Origin of the sequence: Paraburkholderia sp. 22098 (assembly GCF_052045935.1) — a bacterium.
Lineage (GTDB): Bacteria > Pseudomonadota > Gammaproteobacteria > Burkholderiales > Burkholderiaceae > Paraburkholderia > Paraburkholderia caledonica.
Window position 1 is genome coordinate 602,782 of sequence record NZ_JBQEPV010000002.1, and the last position, 18,764, is coordinate 621,545.

Consider the following 18,764-nt stretch of genomic DNA (forward strand, 5'->3'; position numbering starts at 1 on the left):
ATCACCGTGGCCACTCACTCAGTGCGCCGCAGCCGCAAGTCTCGCGCGCACGAATCCGACGTGTTCGCGCAATACATAGAATGCGTCCGCATACGCTAACGGCATGCGCAGCCGATTTAGCGATTCCTCGATCTGATCTAGTTCCGCGAAGAGCCGCTTGCGCTCCTCGTCGGTTGTCTGCGCGAGCGCGCCGCGCTCGATCGCAATCAGCGAACCGTAATAGCGGTAGATGCGCGAACGCACTCGCCACGCATACAGCGCCGGGATCAGCCGCATCGCGGGAAAGAGCAATACGGCCACCGGCAACAGCAACACGAGCGTGCGGTCGCCGATGCTTGCGAGCCAGAACGGCAGCGTCCGGTACAGAAAGCTCTTGCCCGTGCGGTAGTAGCGTTGCGCGTCTTCGCTGATCTGATACTCATGCGCGATCGGGCTTGGGAATTGGCCCGCACGCTGTAACAGGCCCGGCATGCCGTGCACTTCCTGCGCCGCTTCGATCAGCAGATCGGAGATTGCCGGATGCAGATCGGTTCGCGCCACCAGTTCGACCGTCGGGCTGATCAGATGCACGGTCTCAGGCGGGATCTTGTGCCGCAGATCGAGCACGCCTGGCGGCAGATCGATCTGATCCAGATACGGAAAGAGCCGCGTATAGGCGCTGGCTTCGTCGAAATTCAGCACCGAAATGCCCGGCACGCGGAGCAGACGCAGCATCAGCCCGCGCGTGGCGGAATCGCCGCTCAGGATCGCCGCGTCCACTTCGCCCTTGACGAGTTGCGTGGCCGCTTGCAGACCGTCGCTCGGCATGAGCGTTGTGTCGCCGCCGGGTTCGATGCCGTTTGCATCGAGCAGCTTGAGCGCGAGCAGCCGCGTGCCGCTGCCTTCGCGGCCCACCGCGATGCGTTTGCCTTCAAGTTGGGACAGCTGCGTCACGCCCGTGCCGCGATAAAACACGACCACGGGGACATAGAAGACACTGCCAAGCGACATCAGCGACGACGTATCGAGCCCGTCCGCCACGCCGCCCTGGACGAGCGCGAGGTCGACGTGCTGCTTCGGGTCGAGCAGGCGCTTCAGGTTCTGCACGGAGCCGTCGGACTCCAGCACCTTCAGCGTCACGCCGTTTTGCGCGAGGATCTTTTTATATTGATCGGCGGCGATGACAAACGAACTGTCGTGCGGTCCGGCGCTCAGCGTGATCGTCTTCGGCGGAGCGGGGTCGACGATCCAAACGATCAGCGAGACCATGAGCAGGATCACCGCCGCCACGACGATATAAGGCAGCGTGTGATCGCGCCACTCGGCGTGCGGAGCATCGCGAGGGAACTGCGGAGGACGATGCGGACGCTGCGCTTTCATAGGCGTTTCGTGCGATTGCCGGGATAGGGCATTGTCCACCGCAGCAGGCAGAGTTGTCGTCGGCAGTTTGCTCTATTGACGACGAGGTGCGACCCGATGCGCAGCGCAGGCGGCCAGGCGGCCAGGCGGCCGAGTCGAGCCCGCGCAGTTGCCGAATTTCCGCAAAAGTCCTTTAATCGGTCAGGTAGCCAATCGTTCCTCAAGCAGTGACTACGCTAGCAAGGAGACGATCGTGTTGTCTGGGGCATTGGATACTCTGGGTGCTTTAGCGGTGCTGTTGAGCATCGCCATGCATATCGTGCTCGGGCGCAAACGCTGAAGTCGCGCCGTCAGGCCGGCAAACCATCCCCTTACAGTCCGCTTGCCGTTCGTTCGGCGATTGTTCGGCGATTGTTCGGCTGTCCCGACGTATCTTTTCGCCGCGAGCCGCTTTATCCGCATGGTCGCCTTGCTTACATTGTGACCAGTGCCAGCGCCGCAGCAGTTCTGCTGAAACAGCGTGAATGCCGCGAATCGTCGCGGCAGCACTCAGGCGCTACTCCAACTCAAGGACATACGATCATGAGCAAGCTCGCAGGCAAGGTTGCAGTTGTAACGGGTGCATCGAAAGGTATTGGCGCGGCGATCGCAAAGAGTCTGGCCGCGCACGGCGCGTCGGTGGTGGTGAACTACGCGTCGAGCAAGGCCGGCGCCGACGACGTGGTCGCCGCCATCACCGCCGCCGGCGGCAAAGCGGTAGCGGTGGCAGGCGACGTGTCGAAAGCCGCGGATGCGAAAGGCATTGTCGACGCAGCGGTGGAGACGTATGGCCGTCTCGATATTCTCGTCAACAATTCCGGCGTGTACGGGTTTTCGACGATCGAAGAGATCACCGAAGAGCATTTCCATAAGCACTTCAATGTGAACGTTCTGGGTCTGCTGCTGGTCACGCAGGCAGCGGTCAAGCATCTGGGCGAAGGCGGCAGCATCGTCAACGTGAGTTCGGTTGTGAGCCGCATCACGCCGCCGGGAAGCGCTGTTTATACGGCGACGAAGGGCGCGGTGGACGGCATCACGGGCGTGCTTGCGAAAGAACTCGGGCCGCGCAAGATTCGCGTGAACTCGGTGAATCCGGGCATGGTTGCAACCGAAGGCACGCATAGCGCGGGCTTTATTGGTTCTGACCTGGAAACGTGGGCGGTGAGCACGACGCCGCTCGGCCGCATCGGCCAGCCGGACGACATCGCCGAGGTCGTTGCGTTCCTCGCCTCCGACGAAGCACGCTGGCTCACCGGCGAAAGCCTGATCGCAAGCGGCGGATCACGTTAAGAAAAACAGCGCGCGCTTTAACGTGGCGCGCGCCGTTGATTCGGACACCGATTCGAATGCGTCGTATAGATTGAATAGAAGCAGCACGAAGGAAAGCGGCGCAGAAGGTCGCTGAAAACGCCGCTAACAAAGCGCCGCTAACAAACGCCGCTTGCCGCTGTCACACAGTCATTGCTTCGATGCCCGGCAACTGCACAGCAAACAACGCATCGAGCAGATTCGACCCCGGCCGCTCCGCGAGCCGCGTGAGCGATTCGATCATCCGCACCTGGCAATCGTCGAGCGGGATCATCCGGATACGCCGCGACTGGTTGAATTCCGCCCGGGCAATCACACCGACGCCCATGCCCTGAGCCACCGCTTCTTCGAGCGCCTCGCGGCCGTCCACGTACATGACCGGCTCCACTTGCAGCGACTCGCGCACCAGTTCGATCTCCAGCAGTTGCTGCGTGACCGATTGCGGCTCGCGAAAGATCATCGGCTGCTGCACGAGTTCGCGATAGCTCAGCTTGCGCTTTTTCGCGACCGGATAGCGCACCGGCACCATGGCTACCAGCGGATCGCGCCGCAACACGCGCGATTCGAGCCGGCTGTGCACCTGCGGCGCGGCGGTAATGGCCGCGTCCACCGCGCTCGACAGCACCCGCTGCATGCAGTCCGCCGCGTTGGCGATGGACAGCGTCACCACAATGCCCGGATGCAGCGTGCGAAACGCGCTGATTAGCGCGACCGCGAGATCCGGTGCGTCTGCCGCAAGCGACAGCGAACCTGACTCCAGCCCGCCGGCCGATTCGAGCAATTGCCGCGCGTCGCGCTCGCAGCTGAGCATATGCCGCGTCACGCTGAAGAGGCGCAGCCCGAGTTCGGTGGTTTCGACACCGCGCGGTCCGCGCTCGAACAGCTTCACGCCGTAATCCTGCTCCAGTCTGCGCACGTGATCCGACACCGCCGGTTGCGAAAGCGACAGCGCCTGTGCCGCCCGTGAGAATCCGCCGTGTTCGGCCACCGCATGAAACGCCCGCAATTGCGCGTATTGCACGTAAGCCTCCGTGGCATTGGAATGGGCTAGGTATAAGTATTTACGATATGGGCATCGATTATATCGATTTTACCGATGCATGGCGTTTCGGTACTGTAGGCGCTATCCAAACCAGCAAGACTGGAGTTCCGGCATGGAAAGCGCGACTGGCAGTTCCCCGACGAAAGCGCAAACAGGCGCCACAGGCGCGCCGTCACGGGGCAACCCCGCGATGGACCAACCGTCCCAAGGCGAACCGTATCTGCTGACGCCAGGCCCGTTGACCACCGCTTTGTCGACGAAGCAGGCAATGCTGCGCGACTGGGGCTCGTGGGACGGCGATTTCCGCGCGATGACCGCTCACCTGCGCGGCCGGCTGCTCGACATCGCCGGCGACGAAGCCGGCGAATACGATTGCGTACCGTTGCAAGGCAGCGGCAGTTATTGCGTCGAAGCCATGCTGGGCAGCCTGGTTCCGCGCGACGGCCACGCGCTCGTGCTGGCCAACGGCGCGTACGGCAAGCGCATTGCGACCACGCTGCGCTACCTCGGCCGCGCGCACACGGTGCTCGACAAGGGCGATTATTTGCCGCCGCGCGCCGCGGAAGTCGAACGCATGCTCGACGCGGACGCGAGCATTACGCATGTCGTCGCTGTGCACTGCGAAACGAGCTCGGGCATTCTCAATCCAATCGAGGAAATCGCCGCGGTCACGGCGGCCAAAGGGCGCAAGCTGCTGATCGACTCGATGAGCGCATTCGGCGCCGTGCCGCTCGACGTGCGCAATATTGCCTGCGAGGCGTTTGTGTCGTCGGCGAACAAGTGTATCGAGGGCGTGCCGGGCTTCGGTTTCGTGATCGCGCGCAAGAGCGCGCTAGAGGATGCGCGCGGACGCAGTCATTCGCTCGCGCTCGACGTGCACGATCAGTGGGACGTGATGAACCGCACCGGCCAGTGGCGCTTCACACCGCCGACTCATACGGTGGCCGCGTTTATCGAGGCGCTGCGTCTACACGAACTCGAAGGCGGACAGCCGGCGCGTCTCGCGCGCTATGCGAACAATCGCGACGTGCTGGTCGCGGGCATGCACGAACTCGGCTTCGAGCCGCTTCTAAACGCGCGCTGGCGCTCGCCGATCATCGTGACGTTTTTCTCGCCGGCGCATCCTTCGTTCAGTTTCGAGCGGTTTTATGAATTGATGAAGCAGCAGGGTTTCATCATCTATCCGGGCAAGCTGACGGTGGTGGAGAGCTTTCGCATCGGCTGTATCGGGCAGGTCGACGAGCATGTGATGCGCCGCGTCGTAAAAGCGTGCGCAAGTTCTCTGCGAACGATGGGCGTCAATCACGCCGCGCCGCCCACGGCTGCGCTCGAAGAGCGCAAGGTGCTCGCCGAGGCCGCTTGAATTACCTGCAGCGACCTGACAACAACCTGGCCGCAACGTAGTCCCACCAACGCGGCAATACGAAACGGAAGTCAATGAAACACGTTAAAGCAGTGATCTTCGACTGGGCCGGCACGGTGGTCGACTATGGTTCGCTTGCGCCGATGGGCGCGTTCGTCGAAACGTTCGAGCAGTTCGGCGTATCGATCACGATCGACGAAGCGCGCGGACCGATGGGCATGGCCAAGCGGCCGCACATCGCGGCGCTGATGGCGCTGCCACGCGTCTCGCGGGCATGGGCGGACAAGTATGGGCATGCGCCTCGCGAAGAGGACATCGACGCGGTCTACAACGTCTTCGTGCCGAAAAACATTGCGGTGGCCGCGAGCTATAGCTCGGTGATTCCGGGCGTCGCCGAAGTGGCGAGCGCACTGCGCCGCGACGACATCCGCATCGGCACGACGACCGGCTACACGCGCGAGATCATGGCGGAGATCGTGCCGGGCGCGGCGGCGCAGGGCTTTTCGCCGGACAGCATCGTCTGCACGGGCGATACGCCGGAAGGGCGGCCGTCACCCTACATGATCTACAAGACGCTGCCGGAACTCGGCGTGTGGCGCGCGAAAGAGGCGATCAAGGTCGACGATACCGAGGTCGGTATCGAGGAAGGAATCAACGGCGGCACGTGGGCCGTTGGCGTGGCCGTGAGCGGCAACGCGTTCGGGATGGCAGAAGACGATGTGAAGGCGCTCGCGCCCGCTGACTTTGCGCGGCGCCGGGACGCGGCGGTCGAAAAATTGCGGGCTGCGGGCGCGCATTACGTGATCGACAGCGTCGCGGATCTGATGCCGGTCGTTCACGACATCGACGCGCGGCTCGCGCGAGGCGAGCGGCCCTGAGCGCCGTTAGTTCGAGATCAGTTTCAGTCCCGCCGGCAACGACTCGCCGAACACGCGGCCTTCGTCGGCGTTATCCAGTTCGACGTTTTCACTGACCATCGTGATCCACGCTCGCGGCGCGCTCGCCGCTTCGAGTCTGCGCAGCACGGCGTGGCGCATCTCATCGGGCAGATCGCGCGAACGGTCGCCCGTCATGCGCGCGATCTGGACCGCGGCGAAGGCGGCCGGGTCCACCTTCTTCCAGTCGAGCGCGAGAATCGCATCGAGCCACTGACTCGCGACGTCAGCCGGCACGACGCTGTGCGCGCTGCCATAGAACGGCCGGCGCGCGCCGATGCGCCCGACCGCCCACCAGCCTTGATGATTCTCCGAAGGCTTCTGCAAACGCGCGAGCACCGATTCGCCGAGCTCGATCTTGCGCGCGACGGGAATGCGTTCGAGCGACGCGCTCAGGCGAAGCATATCGGCGGTGCCTGTTTTCGACACGTCGAACGGCAGCTTGTGACGCGATTGCGCGGCCGTCTGCAGATAGTGCATTGCATCGAGCACGCGCAATTGCGCGCCTTCGTCGAGGCCGCCCGCGGCGCGGCGCCAGAGCGTCCACCATTCGGACCACACCTGGCTTTCCTGGACGTACTGAATACCGTCGTCGAATAACGACCACAGTTGCTCGACGCGCCATTCGTCGAGTGGATAGCCAAAGCCCGGGCGTACGCAGTAGCCCGCCAGATTGAGCCACAGCCGCTCGTGATCCGCCGAGCGGCGGCGCCTGCGCGCGCGTTCCCAAAGGGCGCCGAACAGTTCACGCAGCAGCGCGCTGTTCCAGCTTTCCCGCGGGCCCAGCAACTGTTCGAGTTGCGAGCGCAAGCGCTTCACTTCCTTCTTGTCGACGTTTTGCGAGCGCGAGCCGAAGCAGCGGTCGATCTGCTCGATGGCTTCGTCAAGCCGTGGATGCCGTGCCTGCGTAGGATCGTCGGAAAGGTTCACCTGCGCGTCTTCGCGGCGCAGCTGGAATTCGAGCAGCCAGCGCTCGGCGGGATTGTCGCGGTCGATGCAGTGAACTTCGAGCGTGCCGACCTCGGTGAGCGACGTGGCGATCCGCACGGCGGTCTCGCGCGCGCTGCCGGCGCCGCGCGGCGGCACGATGGTCGCGATGGGCGGCAAGCGGACGAAGTCGGCGCCTGAGAGATCGGCCAACTCGCCGGGCGCATAGACAGTGTCCGCACTCGACGACACGAGGTGAAAGCGCACCGGATGCCCGAGGCGCAGCGCGAACGTTCGCTCGGCGATCAGGATTTCGTGGCCTTCTTCGGTGCCGCGCGGCAGCAGACAGATACCGCGTTGCGCGGGCTGCGAATCCGGCTTGTCGCCGGCGGGTTCGTCGAGTACGAGGAAGTAGCTGCGCGGCGAGCCGCCGCCGATTTTCGGCGCGCCGCCCGCCCGCGCAAGGCTATAGGCGACCGCGCCGCGCGCGACGGCGACATCGGGATTGTCGTTATGCAGCACGTTAACCGGCTCGCCGCGCCACGTGCCCAGCGTGGTCGCGAGGCGCTGCGTCAATGCGTGCGCACGAAAGACGCCGCCGTTCAGCAGCAGGGTGTCGGGCACTGGGAGTGGCGGCGGCCCGCCAGCAATGGATGCGGGTTCGACGTCCGAGACACCCTGTGAGGCGGCAGCGGGGCCGGCGCCTGCATCGTTCTGAACCCACCCCAAAGCCTTGCGCGACTGAGCCTTGAAGCGGCTCAGAAAAGCGGCGATATGGCGCGTGACGGCGGCATCGGTCGCATAGGGCAAACCGAATTCAACTATCGCGCCGCGTGGCCGACCCGGCCGCTCGTGCGACCCAACCACCGGAAAGAATCCGTCGACGATCACGCGCTCCACTTCATCGCGCGTGATCTGAGCCGTGCGCGCGCCGCCGACAAGCTTCGAGCCCGCGCCGAGCAGCGTGATCGACGCCGTGTCGGGCGCTTGCGGTCCCAGTAGTAGCTCTTTAGCACCGCGGCAACGCTCGACGAGTTGCGAAAGATTCGCCGCCGACAAACGTGTGCGCTCGCCGCCGCCCGCGAGGCGCGCTTCGACCAGATGCGCGAGCGCGAGGTCCATGTTGTCGCCGCCGAGCATCAGATGGTTGCCCACGCCAATCCGCGCGAGTTGCGGTTCGCCGTCCGCCATGCCGACTTCGATCAGCGTGAGATCGGTGGTGCCGCCGCCCACGTCGCAGATCAACACGAGCCGCGTATGCGCGAGTTCCGCCCCGAGCCGTTCACGATGATGGAACAGCCAGTCGTAAAACGCCGCTTGCGGTTCTTCGAGCAGCCGCAGCGAGGGCAGGCCGGCCATGCGCGCCGCCTCTACGGTCAGCGCGCGGGCGCCTTCGTCGAACGAGGCCGGAACCGTGAGCACCACGTCCTGGCGTTCGAGCGGCGCGTCGGGAAAGCGTTGATTCCACGCCGCGCGCACGTGCGCCAGATAGCTCGCGCTGGCTTCGACCGGCGAGACCTTGTGAACGTCGTCGGCGGCGCCCCAAGGCAGGATTGGCGCAACGCGGTCGACCGATGCATGCGACAGCCAGCTTTTCGCGCTCGTGACGAGCCGCCCCGGAACCTGAGCGCCCAGCAGCCGCGCGAGCCGGCCGATTACAACGGGCTGCGCGTCGGCGCCATCGCTCGACAGCTTGCCGGTGTTGTTCGCGTGTTGACTTGCGCTTCGACCCGCGCGCCGACCCGCATCTCGCGACGAAGCCGATTCGCCGTCGCTCCACGGCAATTGCAGATCGCCCGCGCTCAACTCGCCTTGCGCGGGGTGATACCGGACCGACGGCAGCAGCGGACGCGCGGCGACTTCGCCGGGACTCACAAGCTGTTCGATCTCGAACACGCGAATCTCGTCGGATCCGGCTTCTGCATAAGCCAGCACCGTGTTGCTCGTGCCGAGATCGATGCCGACGCTGTACCGCTTCATCTCACTCATGCATTCGCGTTGCCGCGCACGTCGAACTCGACTTTCCAGCGCTCGTCGCTGCCGCGCGGCACGGCTTCGAGTTCGAGCGTGCCAGCTTCCGTCACGCGCGCGTGCAGCTTGACCGGCACCACTTCACCGGCTGTGCGGCCCGCGGCGGGCAGCGTGGCCTGGATCTCCTCGAGTTCCTGCAACTCGTCGGGACCCCAGAAGTCGAGCAGCGTTCCAACCTGATCCTGACGACGCACCGACGACCCGAAGAACCGGAAGTGCACCGGCTCGCCGACGACGAGCCCGAACTCCTGCGCGGGCAGTTCGGCGTCGGTCCCTTCCTCCATGCCGAAGGGGGCGACGCACAGCGCCTGGATCGGCGGCTCCAGTCCTGGCACGGCTGGCATCGCCGACTCGATTGCAATGTAGTAAGCCCGCGCCGTGCCGCCGCGAATCCGCACGCCCTGACCGCGTCGCACGTAGCCGTAGTAGGCCGCGCCCCGCGCAACGGCCAGATCGAGATCGGCGCCTTCGAGCAGCCGCGCAGGCGCTGCGCCCTCAGCCGCGAGCCAGCCGTTGAGCGTGCCCATGATGCGTTCGACGAGCAGCGCCGACTTGAACACGCCGCCGTTGAACAGCACCGCCGTGGGATGCAGGAAGCTCGCGCTTTGCGCGGCGTCGTGCGATGCCGTCTCGCCCAGACCCTGGAGTTCCGCGAGCGCGCCGACCTGACGGGCGAGGAACGCGGCCAGGTGCCGCGTGATGCCCGCGTCCTGCGCATACGGCAAACCGAGTTGCGTGAGACCGGCACGGGCGCGGCTCACCGGCCGTGCGCCGCTGTCCACCTGCGGGAAAAAGCCGTCGAGAATGGTCTGCGTCAACTCCGCGCGCGTGAGCTCGGTGCGGATCGATCCGCCGATCAGCTTCGAGCCGCGGCTCGGCACGACGAGCGGCACGGTGTCCGTGGCCGGGTCGCTCAGCAGCGTTTCCTTGGCCGAGCGGCATGCATAGGTGAGGGCGCGCAACTGCCACGCGTCGGCCTGAGTGCCCTGAGTTGCGAGTTTGCGGGCGACCACGTGCGCAAGCGCGAGGTCCATGTTGTCGCCGCCCAGCAGAATGTGTTCGCCGACCGCCACGCGATGCAGTTCCAGATTGCCGTCGCGCTCGATGACGGCGATCAGCGACAGGTCGGTGGTGCCGCCGCCCACATCGACCACCAGAATGATGTCGCCGACCTTGACCTGCTTGCGCCACTGGCCGCCGCTTTTCTGAATCCAGCTATACAGCGCGGCCTGCGGTTCCTCCAGCAGCGTCATGCGGCCGTAGCCGGCGGCCTCGGCGGCTTCGGCGGTCAATTCGCGCGCGGCCGGGTCGAACGATGCGGGAATCGTGACCGTGATGTCCTGCTCGCGAAACGGCGCGTCGGGGTGCAGATGGTCCCAGGCTTCGCGCAAATGCGTCAGATACCGCACCGAGCTCTCGAGCGGCGACACGCGTGCGACTTCGGGCGGCGCATCGTTGGGCAGAATCGCCGCGCGGCGATCGACGCCTGGGTGGCACAGCCAGCTTTTCGCGCTCGACACGAGCCGGATCGGCGTGGCCGCGCCGCGGCTGCGCGCGAATTCGCCGACGGCGAACTCGCGCTCGCCGGTCCACGGCAGGTGCAGGTCGCCGGGAGCCAGCTCATCCGGGTGCGGCAGATACAGGAACGAGGGCAACAGATCGAGGTCGGCAATCGCGCCGGGCCCGGTCAGCTGGGCAATGGGCAGCACCGTCAGCGCGGTCTTCTCGCCGTCGCTTGCGCTCGTGTCCACATACGAGAGTGCGCAGTGCGTCGTGCCGAGGTCGATGCCGATGGAGTAGCGCGCGCCGCTCATAGCTCCACCTCGGCCGGCGCGATCACCTTCGCGTTGTGGCTTTCCGCGAGCTTCGGCAGACGCACTTCTTCGACGCGCCAGCCGCGATGGCTGATGTTGCCGCTAAACGGCGCCTTGCCGACGACGTTGCCGGTCAGGCGAATCGCGCTTGCGTCGAAACCTTCCTGAAGCGTGACGCGGCTGCCTTCGGCTTCGTCGCGCACCGGGCGGATCGTAAAGTGCTCGCGCAGCGTCGCGCGGCAACCTTCATGGACGAGGCGTGCGGCGGCGCCGATATCGGCGTCGCTGAAACGCTTGATGTCTTCCTCGACGAAGTCGATGAAACGGGCGTCGCGTTGCAGCAGGCCGAGCAGTTGCAGCGCAGCGTCGGGGTTGGCTTCCTTCAGCGACGGCGCCGGCTGCGCAGCGGGCGCGCTCGCCTGCGGCCGTGTCTGGGCAGCCGTGTCGCCGTCACGCACGCGCAGCACCCCGGCGGCGAATTCGCCGTCGCCGAGAATGCGGAAAAACGCGCTGACGGCCAGTGAAATCCTGCCGAGGAAGGACGGGTTCGAATCGGTCATAAATGCTCCTGAGATGCTCTGTTAAAGGACGAGCTGTCCCGAGTGCGCCACACGCGACGCGCCGGCATGGCCAGCGTCGCGCGATGTCTGGGCGCGCCGCGTGGCGGCGGCCGGTGCGCAATGGCTTCCCGTGTCGCCGCGCTTTGCGCGCGCAAAACCCGTATTTTGCCTTGTGCGGCGCCCAACGCGGGCAAAGCCGGGGATTCTCGCGGGCAATGCAGCGAGATTGGCGGCTTTCCGGGGCGCGTTGGGGTGCCGCATGGCGCCTGCACTGAAGGCCCGTTTAGCGGGTATTTGCAAGGCTACGTGCAGACTTGAGTTCCCGGGATTCGATATGAGGCCGGTGAGAAGCCACCGTTAGAGCCCATTGCGCCCCGGTGGGTTCTTCGCACGCTTCGGGTTCTCAAGCGGTAGAAGGCCCAAACTCCGCAACCACCTGGTCGATGAACGTGCGCAGCTTCGGCGTCACGCGGCTCGCCGGAAACACCACGTGCATGGGCCGCGGGTGCGCTTCATAGCCGTTCAGAAGGCGTACCAGACGGCCCGCCGCAAGGTCGTCCCGCACGGCAACTTCGGGCGCGAGCATGATCCCCGCGCCGTTGAGCGCGGCCGCGACCAGCGCTTTCACGTCGTTGGCCTCGAAGCGGCCTGCAACCGGCACGACGTGCTCACGCCCGGCATCGTCGATAAAACGCCATTCGGTGGCGGCCGGCATGCTCGTGAAGGCGAACGCGAGGCACTCGTGCGCGGCGAGCGCCTCGGGCGTCGCGGGCTCACCACGCTTCGCGAGATAAGCCGGCGATGCGCACGCGACCAGCCGGTACGGCATCAACGGCCGCGCGATCAGCGTCGAATCGGACAGCGTGCCGAGCCGGATCGCGGCCTCATACGCCTCGTCGATCAGATCGACGAAGCGGTCGGTCAGCGTCAACTCGACCCGCACGTCGGGATGCGCTTCCAGGTAACGGGTGATCATCGGGGCGAGGCAGCAGGCGCCGAACGTGACAGGCGCGGTGATCCGCAGACGCCCGCGCGGCGAGGCCGACAATTCCTGCGCGACCGACTCCGCCGCTTGCGCATCCGCGAGCAGCGCCTTACAGCGTTCGTAAAAAATCTGGCCAATCTCGGTGAGACTCTGACGGCGCGTCGTGCGATTCAGCAGTCGCGCGCCGACGCGCTCTTCGAGCATGCCGACATGCTTGCCGGCCATCTGCGACGAGATGCCGAACGCGAGCGCGGCTGCCGCGAACGAGCCGCTCTCGGCGGTTTTGACGAACACAGCCATGCTGGTGAGCCGATCCATGCACATTCCCCACTGTTGCTTTCGACACTCGTCATTATTTGCGCATTTATCACGCTTGAGTTTTGAATCATAGTGCCTGTCACCGATGAGCGGGTGTTCACCGGAGCCATTCTCAGACATGCATGGAGTGTGGAACATGAAGATAGGTATTCTCGGCGCGGGCTTTCTCGGCCGCGCGCTGGCGACCGTCGCACAGCGTCACGGCCACGAAGTGATGATCGCCAACTCGCGCGATCCGAACACCCTGATCAGCACGGCGGCGGCGCTCGGCTGCGCGACGGGCACCGCACAGGAGGCGGCGAAGTTCGGCGACGTCGTCGTGGTGTCCGTGCCGTTCGGCCAGATCGGTCATCTGCCGGTTGCGGCACTCGACGGCAAGATCGTCATCGACACCTGCAATCACTATCCGGACCGCGACGGTCCGATCGAAGCACTGCAAAACGGTGTGACGACGACGAGCCAGATGCTCGCCGCCGCGCTGCCCGGCGCGAGAGTCGTGAAGGCGTTCAATGCGATTCTCGCGAAAGATCTCGAAACGGCCGGCACGGCGCCCGGCACGCCGAACCGCCGCGCGTTGCCGCTAGCCGCCGACGATCAGCAAGCGCGGCACGTGGTGAGCGAACTGGTCGATCAGTTCGGCTTCGATCCCGTCGATGCAGGCCCGCTCGCGGACAGCTGGCGCTTCGAGCGCGCCAAACCGGTGTACTGCATCGCGCACGACCGGGCGGGCATGGTCGCAGGCCTCGCGGCCGCCCGGCGAGATGTGGAGTTGCCGCATGGGTCGTGGCGGCATTGATGTTCCGTGGAATGGATCAGCCAGGCTACGCCTGCAGCGGTGCAGGCACGACCCGATCCGCATGCTGCGTCACCTGATCGCCCAACCTTGCGGGCGATCACGTGACGCGCTGACCGCAGTTCATCCGCAAGCCGGCTTGGCCTTCTTGCACGCGTCCGCGAGTTGCGGCGGCGGGTCTTTCTTGAACACCGTCTTGTAGGCTTCGAGCACCGTCGATTGAACCACCGGCAAAGACTGCACGCCGATCCATGCGGGCGGCGTCTGTCCGATCAGCGCTTTCATCATCGCCATGGCTTCGGCCACGCCCTGATCGTACGGACGCTGCGAGCCGGTCGCCTTCAGCGGTCCGCCCTTGGCGATCTCGATCGCCGACTGAAGACCCAGATCGACGGTGGTAACGGGAATGTTCACGCCTTGCGCGCGCATCGAAGTCAGTGTGTCGAGCGCCGGTTGATCCCACACGGCGAAGAGCCCCTTGACGTCCGGATTTCCCGTCAAAAAGTCGCCCGCAATCTGGCCGACCTTCGACGGGTCCGTGAAGTCGACCTGCTTGATCTTGATGTCCGGGCGGTTCTTCTTCATCCACTCGTTGACTGCCTTCGTGCGCTCCTTCGTGCTGAAGTAGTCGACGCCGAAATTGACGAGCCCGATCGTCGCGCCCTGCGGCACGCACGACGCGAGCACTTTGGCCGCGATCTGGCCGTTGCCTTCGCTGTCGGCGGAAATCATCGACGCGTATTGCTCAGGATGCTTGAGCCCGGTCGGCACGTTGTCCATGAACACGAGCTTGATGCCGGCGGCGGAGACCTTCTTGTAGGTCGCAGCGGTCGCGGTGCCGTCGACCGGAATCGAGATGATGCCGTCGGGATGACGCTGGATCGTGTTCTCGATATCCGCAATCTGCTTGTCGACCTGATACTCGGCCGACGCAGTGCCGATCACGTCGACGTCGTACTTTTTCAGCGTGTCGGTAATGCCTTGCACCTGCAGTTGCGACCAGTCGAGGTTCATCGTCTGCATCGAAATGCCGACCTTGAATTTGCCCGCTTTCACTTTGGCCGCCTCGGCGGCGGTGAGCTGGACGGCGTCGACCGAAGCGGCTTTCTCGCCGTTCGGTCCCTGGCCGACAATCGACTTCGGTCCGATCGATCCCGCTTGAAGACTGCTCACGCATTGCGCGCCGGCGCTGGCGCAAGCCAGTGCGGCGGCCAATGCGGCGCTCACAGTCACGACGGCCGCCACTGACGAACTCACGCCACGTGCCGCCCGGCTTGTCGAGCCATGACAATGTTTCATGTTCTCCTCCGTTGGTCTTTACGTCTGTATTGAGTCGGGGTTAAGTCTCCTGCCGGTCGGGCAACCTCACGCGCGGTTCGCGCCGGGGTCCGCGTTTCACGAGTGATCGGCGTGCCTCGTCACTTCTTCGTAAATGCGACTGCTGCAACGATGATGATTCCCTTGATGACAAGCTGTAGCGACGAACTCACGCCCAGCAGCACGAGTCCGTTGTTCAGCGTGCCGATGATGAGACTGCCGAGCAGCGTGCCGAGCACGAAACCGCGTCCGCCGAACAGGCTGCATCCGCCGAGCGTGACGGAGGCGATCACGTCGAGCTCGAGTCCTTGCACCACGTCGGGCCGCGCTGCATGCGAGCGCGCAGACAATACCAGCGCCGCAAGTCCGGCCAGCACCCCGGTGAGAATGAACGCGATGGTGGTCACGCGACGGATGTCGATGCCCGAGTAGCGCGCGGCCGTCGGATTGCCGCCTGCCGCATAAACTTGGCGGCCGAACACGCTGTAATGCAGCAGCAGAATGCCTGCGATGACCGCGAGTACCGTCCAGATGATGGGCACCGGCACGCCCGCAATATCGCCTTCGCCGAAGATCGCGATGAACGAGTCGTTGGTGATGATGACCGGCTTCGTGGTCGTGACGAGCAGTGCAAGTCCGCGTGCGGCGCTCAACGAACCCAGCGTCACGAGAAAGGACGGAATGTTCAGGCGCGTGGTCACGAGTCCGTTGATCGCGCCGACGAGCGCGCCCGTGCCGATGCCGGCTACTGCACCGATCAACCAGTGATCGCCGATGTACGCCATCGCGAGCGCGGCGGACATGCCGGACAACGCGAGCGACGAGCCGACCGACAGGTCGATCTGCCGCGCGATGATCACGAACGTCATGCCGATGGCGATGATCGACACCAGCGCGGTCTGCCGGCCGATGTTCAGGAAGTTGTCGATCGAGAGAAACCACGGCGACGCGAAACTGAACACCACCAGCAGCACGGCGAATGCGATATAGAGCGCATACGGCCGGTCGCCTTGCAGCAGCAGTTGCGCGATGCGTCGCGCGCGGCTGCGCGGCGCCGAAGCGGCCTGCCGTTCAGCCGTCAGCGGCGAAGCGGAGTCGTTCATGTTGCGTGAGCCCCGTGGGGAGTCCCTTCGCGAGACTCGGTGGATGAGCGGGAAAGTTGCAGCAGGTGATGCAGCGCCTCGGCGTTCGCGAGCGACGCGCGCGCGACGGTCTTGACGATGCGGCCGTCTGCGACGATCGAAATGCGGTCGCACAAGCGCAGTAGTTCATCCAGATCCGAGGACACGACGAGCACGCCGGTGCCGTCGCGCGCCGCCTGATGAATCACGTCGTAGATTTCCTCTCTCGCGCCGACGTCGACACCGACCGTCGGTTCGTCCAGCAGAAGGAGCCTCGGCCGCGGATGGTTCCATTTGGCGAAGACCACTTTCTGCTGATTGCCGCCCGACAGGAGTCTGACGGGCGTCGAAGCGCCTGGCGCCTTGACGGAGAACGCCTGCATCGCGGTCTTTGCCTGCGATACCGCGGCCTGGCTGCGCAACCAACCCCAGCGCGAAAACTGCGGCAGGCGCGGCAAGGTGAGATTGCGTTCGATCGAATGATCGAGAACCAGCCCTTCAAGATGACGGTCCTCGGGCACGAGGGCAACGCCGAGCCTGATCGCCTCGGCGGGCTTCAGTTGGGAACACGCTTTACCGTCGATCGCGATGGTGCCGCTCCCGATCGCGCGAAGTCCGAAGATCGTTTCCAGGATCTCGGTGCGTCCGCTGCCGATCAGCCCCGCGAGGCCGTGTATCTCGCCTTGTTCGACGTTCAGATCGACGTCTTGCAGACGGTCGTTACAGACGCAGGACATGTTCAGCGCCGGTGTAGTCGAAGCACTGGCCGCCGCTGAAGCTGGTAGAGACGTTGCCGTGCCGGCCGGCGCAGCGGTGCCTTCAACGGCGTTTGCCTTTGCCTGCAAGGCGGCATGCTTCGGCCCGACGATTGCCGCGACGAGTCGTTTCATGTCGGTTTCCGCGACCGGGAACATGCCGGCATTGGCGCCGTCGCGAAACACCGTGACACGCTGCGCGATACGGAACACTTCATTCAGCCGATGTGTGACATAGATCACGCCCACACCGCGCGCCGTGACCGTGCGAATCGCGTCGAAGAGAATCTGTTCCTCACCGCCGCTTAGCGCCGAAGTGGGTTCATCAAGAATCAGCACGCGCACGTCGCCCATCAGGGCTTTGCAGATTTCGGTCATCTGCCGGTACGCAAAGGGCAGGGCGCCGACGGGTGTGCGCGGATCGAGCGGAATGCCGTGTGACGTGAGAAACGCGCTGACCGTCGCCATCAACTGGCGATTTTTGACGAAGCCGAGGCGGGTGCGAGGTTCGCGCCCGAGCATGAGATTTGCGCCGACCGACAGCGATTCGACGAGGCTCAGGTCCTGATAGACGACTGCCACTCCAGCCTCACGCGACTGCGCGGGCGAGTCGAACACGACCTGCTCGCCGGCAATTTCAATGACGCCTTCGTCGTACGCATGGACGCCGCTGAGTATCTTGATCAGCGTGGATTTGCCCGCTCCGTTTTCGCCCAGCAGCGCGTGGACTTCTCCGGGCAGGACTTCGAGATCGACGCGGCGCAGTGCCTGTACGCCGGCAAACCGCTTGGTGACGCCGGCCACGCGGATCAATGGCGTGCGGGGCGATGAAGCGAGCGCGACCGGTTCACTCATCTGGCTTGTCTCCTTCGTCGGCGCAACGAAATTCTATTTGTGGCTGCCGCGATGCGCCCTAGGTGTGTTGTGATCTTCGCATCATGGATTTGGTGCGTCAATAACATTTACGGCGTCACACCCCGTCAGATCGTTAAAATGTGATGATCGACGCGTAACGCTTGTGATAATCCTGTCATGCGAGGTAGCATAGACACGAGTCATTCGCCGGCGCCTCGTTGTGCCGTGCACCAAAATTCCGGACGCCTCATGCCTGATCCTTCTTTCTCGCCGTCGTCTTCGGTCGTCGCATTGCGCGGCGGGCCGCTCGTTCATCCGGTACGCAACCCGGGCATGCCGTTCGACGCGTCATGGCTCGACGGTCTGCGCGTCAACCAGTCGGCGGTCGAGCGCCGCACGGCGACGCTCGCCACGCGCCGCACCGTCAAGAAAGACGCGCAGGCCGCCTGGCTGCTCAAAGCCGTCACCTGCATCGATCTCACGACACTCAGCGGCGACGACACCGAAGGCCGCGTGCGGCGCCTATGTGCGAAAGCACGCCAGCCCGTTCGTGCCGACCTTCTCGAAGCGCTCGGCATGACGCCGCAGCGCATCACGACGGGCGCTGTGTGCGTCTATCACCGCTTCGTCGGCGCGGCCGTGGATGCGCTCAAGGGCAGCGGCATTCCGGTCGCGGCGGTGTCGACCGGCTTTCCGGCCGGACTGATTCCGCATCCGCTGAAGCTGAAGGAGATCGAGGCCTCGGTTGCGGACGGCGCGGCGGAGATCGACATCGTCGTCACGCGTGAATATGTTCTCACCGGCAACTGGCAGGCGCTTTACGACGAAGTTCGCGAATTCCGCGCGGCCTGCGGTCCCGCGCATCTGAAAGCCATTCTCGCGACCGGCGACATTCGCACGCTGTCGAACATCGCGCGCGCGTCGATGGTCTGCATGATGGCCGGCGCCGACTTCATCAAGACATCCACTGGCAAGGAAGGCGTGAATGCGACGCTCGACGTGTCGCTCGTCATGGTGCGCATGATCCGCGAATATCACGAGCGCACCGGCGTGCCGATCGGCTTCAAGCCGGCAGGCGGCGTGTCGAGCGCGAAGTCGGTGCTGTCCTATCAGATTCTGATGAAGGAAGAACTCGGCCGCGCCTGGCTCGAACCGGAGCTCTTTCGCATCGGCGCATCGAGCCTGCTTGCCGACATCGAGCGGCAGCTCGAACATCACGTGAGCGGCCGTTATTCCGCTTTCAACCGTCACCCCGTAGCCTGA

At 64.8% G+C, this 18,764-nt stretch carries 14 protein-coding genes; 5 read left to right on the forward strand and 9 right to left on the reverse strand.

The window, feature by feature from the left end; all coding sequences use genetic code 11:
• Positions 1–18: 18 nt before the first annotated feature.
• Positions 19–1,359 carry a TAXI family TRAP transporter solute-binding subunit gene (locus tag ACTJLB_RS06045; protein WP_392393297.1) on the reverse strand — a complete coding sequence of 447 codons (1,341 nt, stop codon included), beginning with the start codon at positions 1,357–1,359 and terminating at the stop codon, positions 19–21.
• A gap of 561 nt (positions 1,360–1,920) precedes the next feature.
• On the opposite strand from ACTJLB_RS06045, the gene ACTJLB_RS06050 reads away from it, so the two are divergent.
• The gene (locus ACTJLB_RS06050) at positions 1,921–2,667 is read left to right on the forward strand and encodes a glucose 1-dehydrogenase (protein WP_087754567.1); all 747 of its coding nucleotides are present in this window, start codon (positions 1,921–1,923) and stop codon (positions 2,665–2,667) included.
• Between the two features lie 160 nt (positions 2,668–2,827).
• Here the strand turns inward: ACTJLB_RS06050 and ACTJLB_RS06055 are convergent, their stop codons facing one another.
• On the reverse strand, positions 2,828–3,706 hold the full coding sequence (locus ACTJLB_RS06055) for a LysR substrate-binding domain-containing protein (protein WP_440782760.1): 879 nt from the start codon (positions 3,704–3,706) through the stop codon (positions 2,828–2,830).
• Between the two features lie 211 nt (positions 3,707–3,917).
• Here ACTJLB_RS06055 and ACTJLB_RS06060 point away from each other — a divergent pair, with 211 nt between their 5' ends.
• Positions 3,918–5,090, forward strand: a complete 1,173-nt coding sequence (locus tag ACTJLB_RS06060) for a 2-aminoethylphosphonate--pyruvate transaminase (protein WP_440782761.1) — start codon at positions 3,918–3,920, stop codon at positions 5,088–5,090.
• Between the two features lie 74 nt (positions 5,091–5,164).
• A complete protein-coding gene (phnX, locus tag ACTJLB_RS06065; protein ID WP_392393295.1) occupies positions 5,165–5,968 on the forward strand; it encodes a phosphonoacetaldehyde hydrolase in 804 nt (267 codons plus the stop codon).
• Between the two features lie 6 nt (positions 5,969–5,974).
• Here phnX and ACTJLB_RS06070 read toward each other — a convergent pair whose 3' ends face one another.
• The 4 genes from ACTJLB_RS06070 to ACTJLB_RS06085 all read right to left on the reverse strand — a co-directional run bounded on the left by ACTJLB_RS06070 (position 5,975) and on the right by ACTJLB_RS06085 (position 12,660).
• Complete coding sequence (locus tag ACTJLB_RS06070) at positions 5,975–8,941, reverse strand: Hsp70 family protein (RefSeq protein ID WP_440782762.1); 2,967 nt, start codon at positions 8,939–8,941, stop codon at positions 5,975–5,977.
• The gene (locus ACTJLB_RS06075) at positions 8,938–10,797 is read right to left on the reverse strand and encodes an Hsp70 family protein (protein WP_440782763.1); all 1,860 of its coding nucleotides are present in this window, start codon (positions 10,795–10,797) and stop codon (positions 8,938–8,940) included. The genes ACTJLB_RS06070 and ACTJLB_RS06075 overlap by 4 nt, the downstream gene beginning before the upstream one ends.
• Entirely contained in the window at positions 10,794–11,357 is a 564-nt protein-coding gene (locus ACTJLB_RS06080; RefSeq protein ID WP_408171534.1) for a DUF2760 domain-containing protein, read from the reverse strand. Before ACTJLB_RS06080 ends, ACTJLB_RS06075 begins: the two co-directional genes overlap by 4 nt.
• 403 nt (positions 11,358–11,760) lie before the next feature.
• Positions 11,761–12,660: a LysR family transcriptional regulator gene (locus tag ACTJLB_RS06085; protein ID WP_440782764.1), complete on the reverse strand. Its 900-nt coding sequence runs from the start codon at positions 12,658–12,660 to the stop codon at positions 11,761–11,763.
• Positions 12,661–12,778: 118 nt separating this feature from the next.
• Here ACTJLB_RS06085 and ACTJLB_RS06090 point away from each other — a divergent pair, with 118 nt between their 5' ends.
• On the forward strand, positions 12,779–13,456 hold the full coding sequence (locus ACTJLB_RS06090; RefSeq protein WP_440782765.1) for an NADPH-dependent F420 reductase: 678 nt from the start codon (positions 12,779–12,781) through the stop codon (positions 13,454–13,456).
• 120 nt (positions 13,457–13,576) lie between these two features.
• Here the strand turns inward: ACTJLB_RS06090 and ACTJLB_RS06095 are convergent, their stop codons facing one another.
• From ACTJLB_RS06095 to ACTJLB_RS06105, 3 genes are all read right to left on the reverse strand, one after another.
• Complete coding sequence (locus ACTJLB_RS06095; protein WP_020066141.1) at positions 13,577–14,752, reverse strand: substrate-binding domain-containing protein; 1,176 nt, start codon at positions 14,750–14,752, stop codon at positions 13,577–13,579.
• 119 nt (positions 14,753–14,871) lie between these two features.
• Entirely contained in the window at positions 14,872–15,873 is a 1,002-nt protein-coding gene (locus ACTJLB_RS06100) for an ABC transporter permease (protein WP_440782766.1), read from the reverse strand.
• Entirely contained in the window at positions 15,870–17,501 is a 1,632-nt protein-coding gene (locus tag ACTJLB_RS06105) for a sugar ABC transporter ATP-binding protein (RefSeq protein WP_440782768.1), read from the reverse strand. Before ACTJLB_RS06105 ends, ACTJLB_RS06100 begins: the two co-directional genes overlap by 4 nt.
• A 249-nt stretch (positions 17,502–17,750) precedes the next feature.
• Here ACTJLB_RS06105 and deoC point away from each other — a divergent pair, with 249 nt between their 5' ends.
• The gene (gene deoC / locus ACTJLB_RS06110; RefSeq protein ID WP_408128093.1) at positions 17,751–18,764 is read left to right on the forward strand and encodes a deoxyribose-phosphate aldolase; all 1,014 of its coding nucleotides are present in this window, start codon (positions 17,751–17,753) and stop codon (positions 18,762–18,764) included.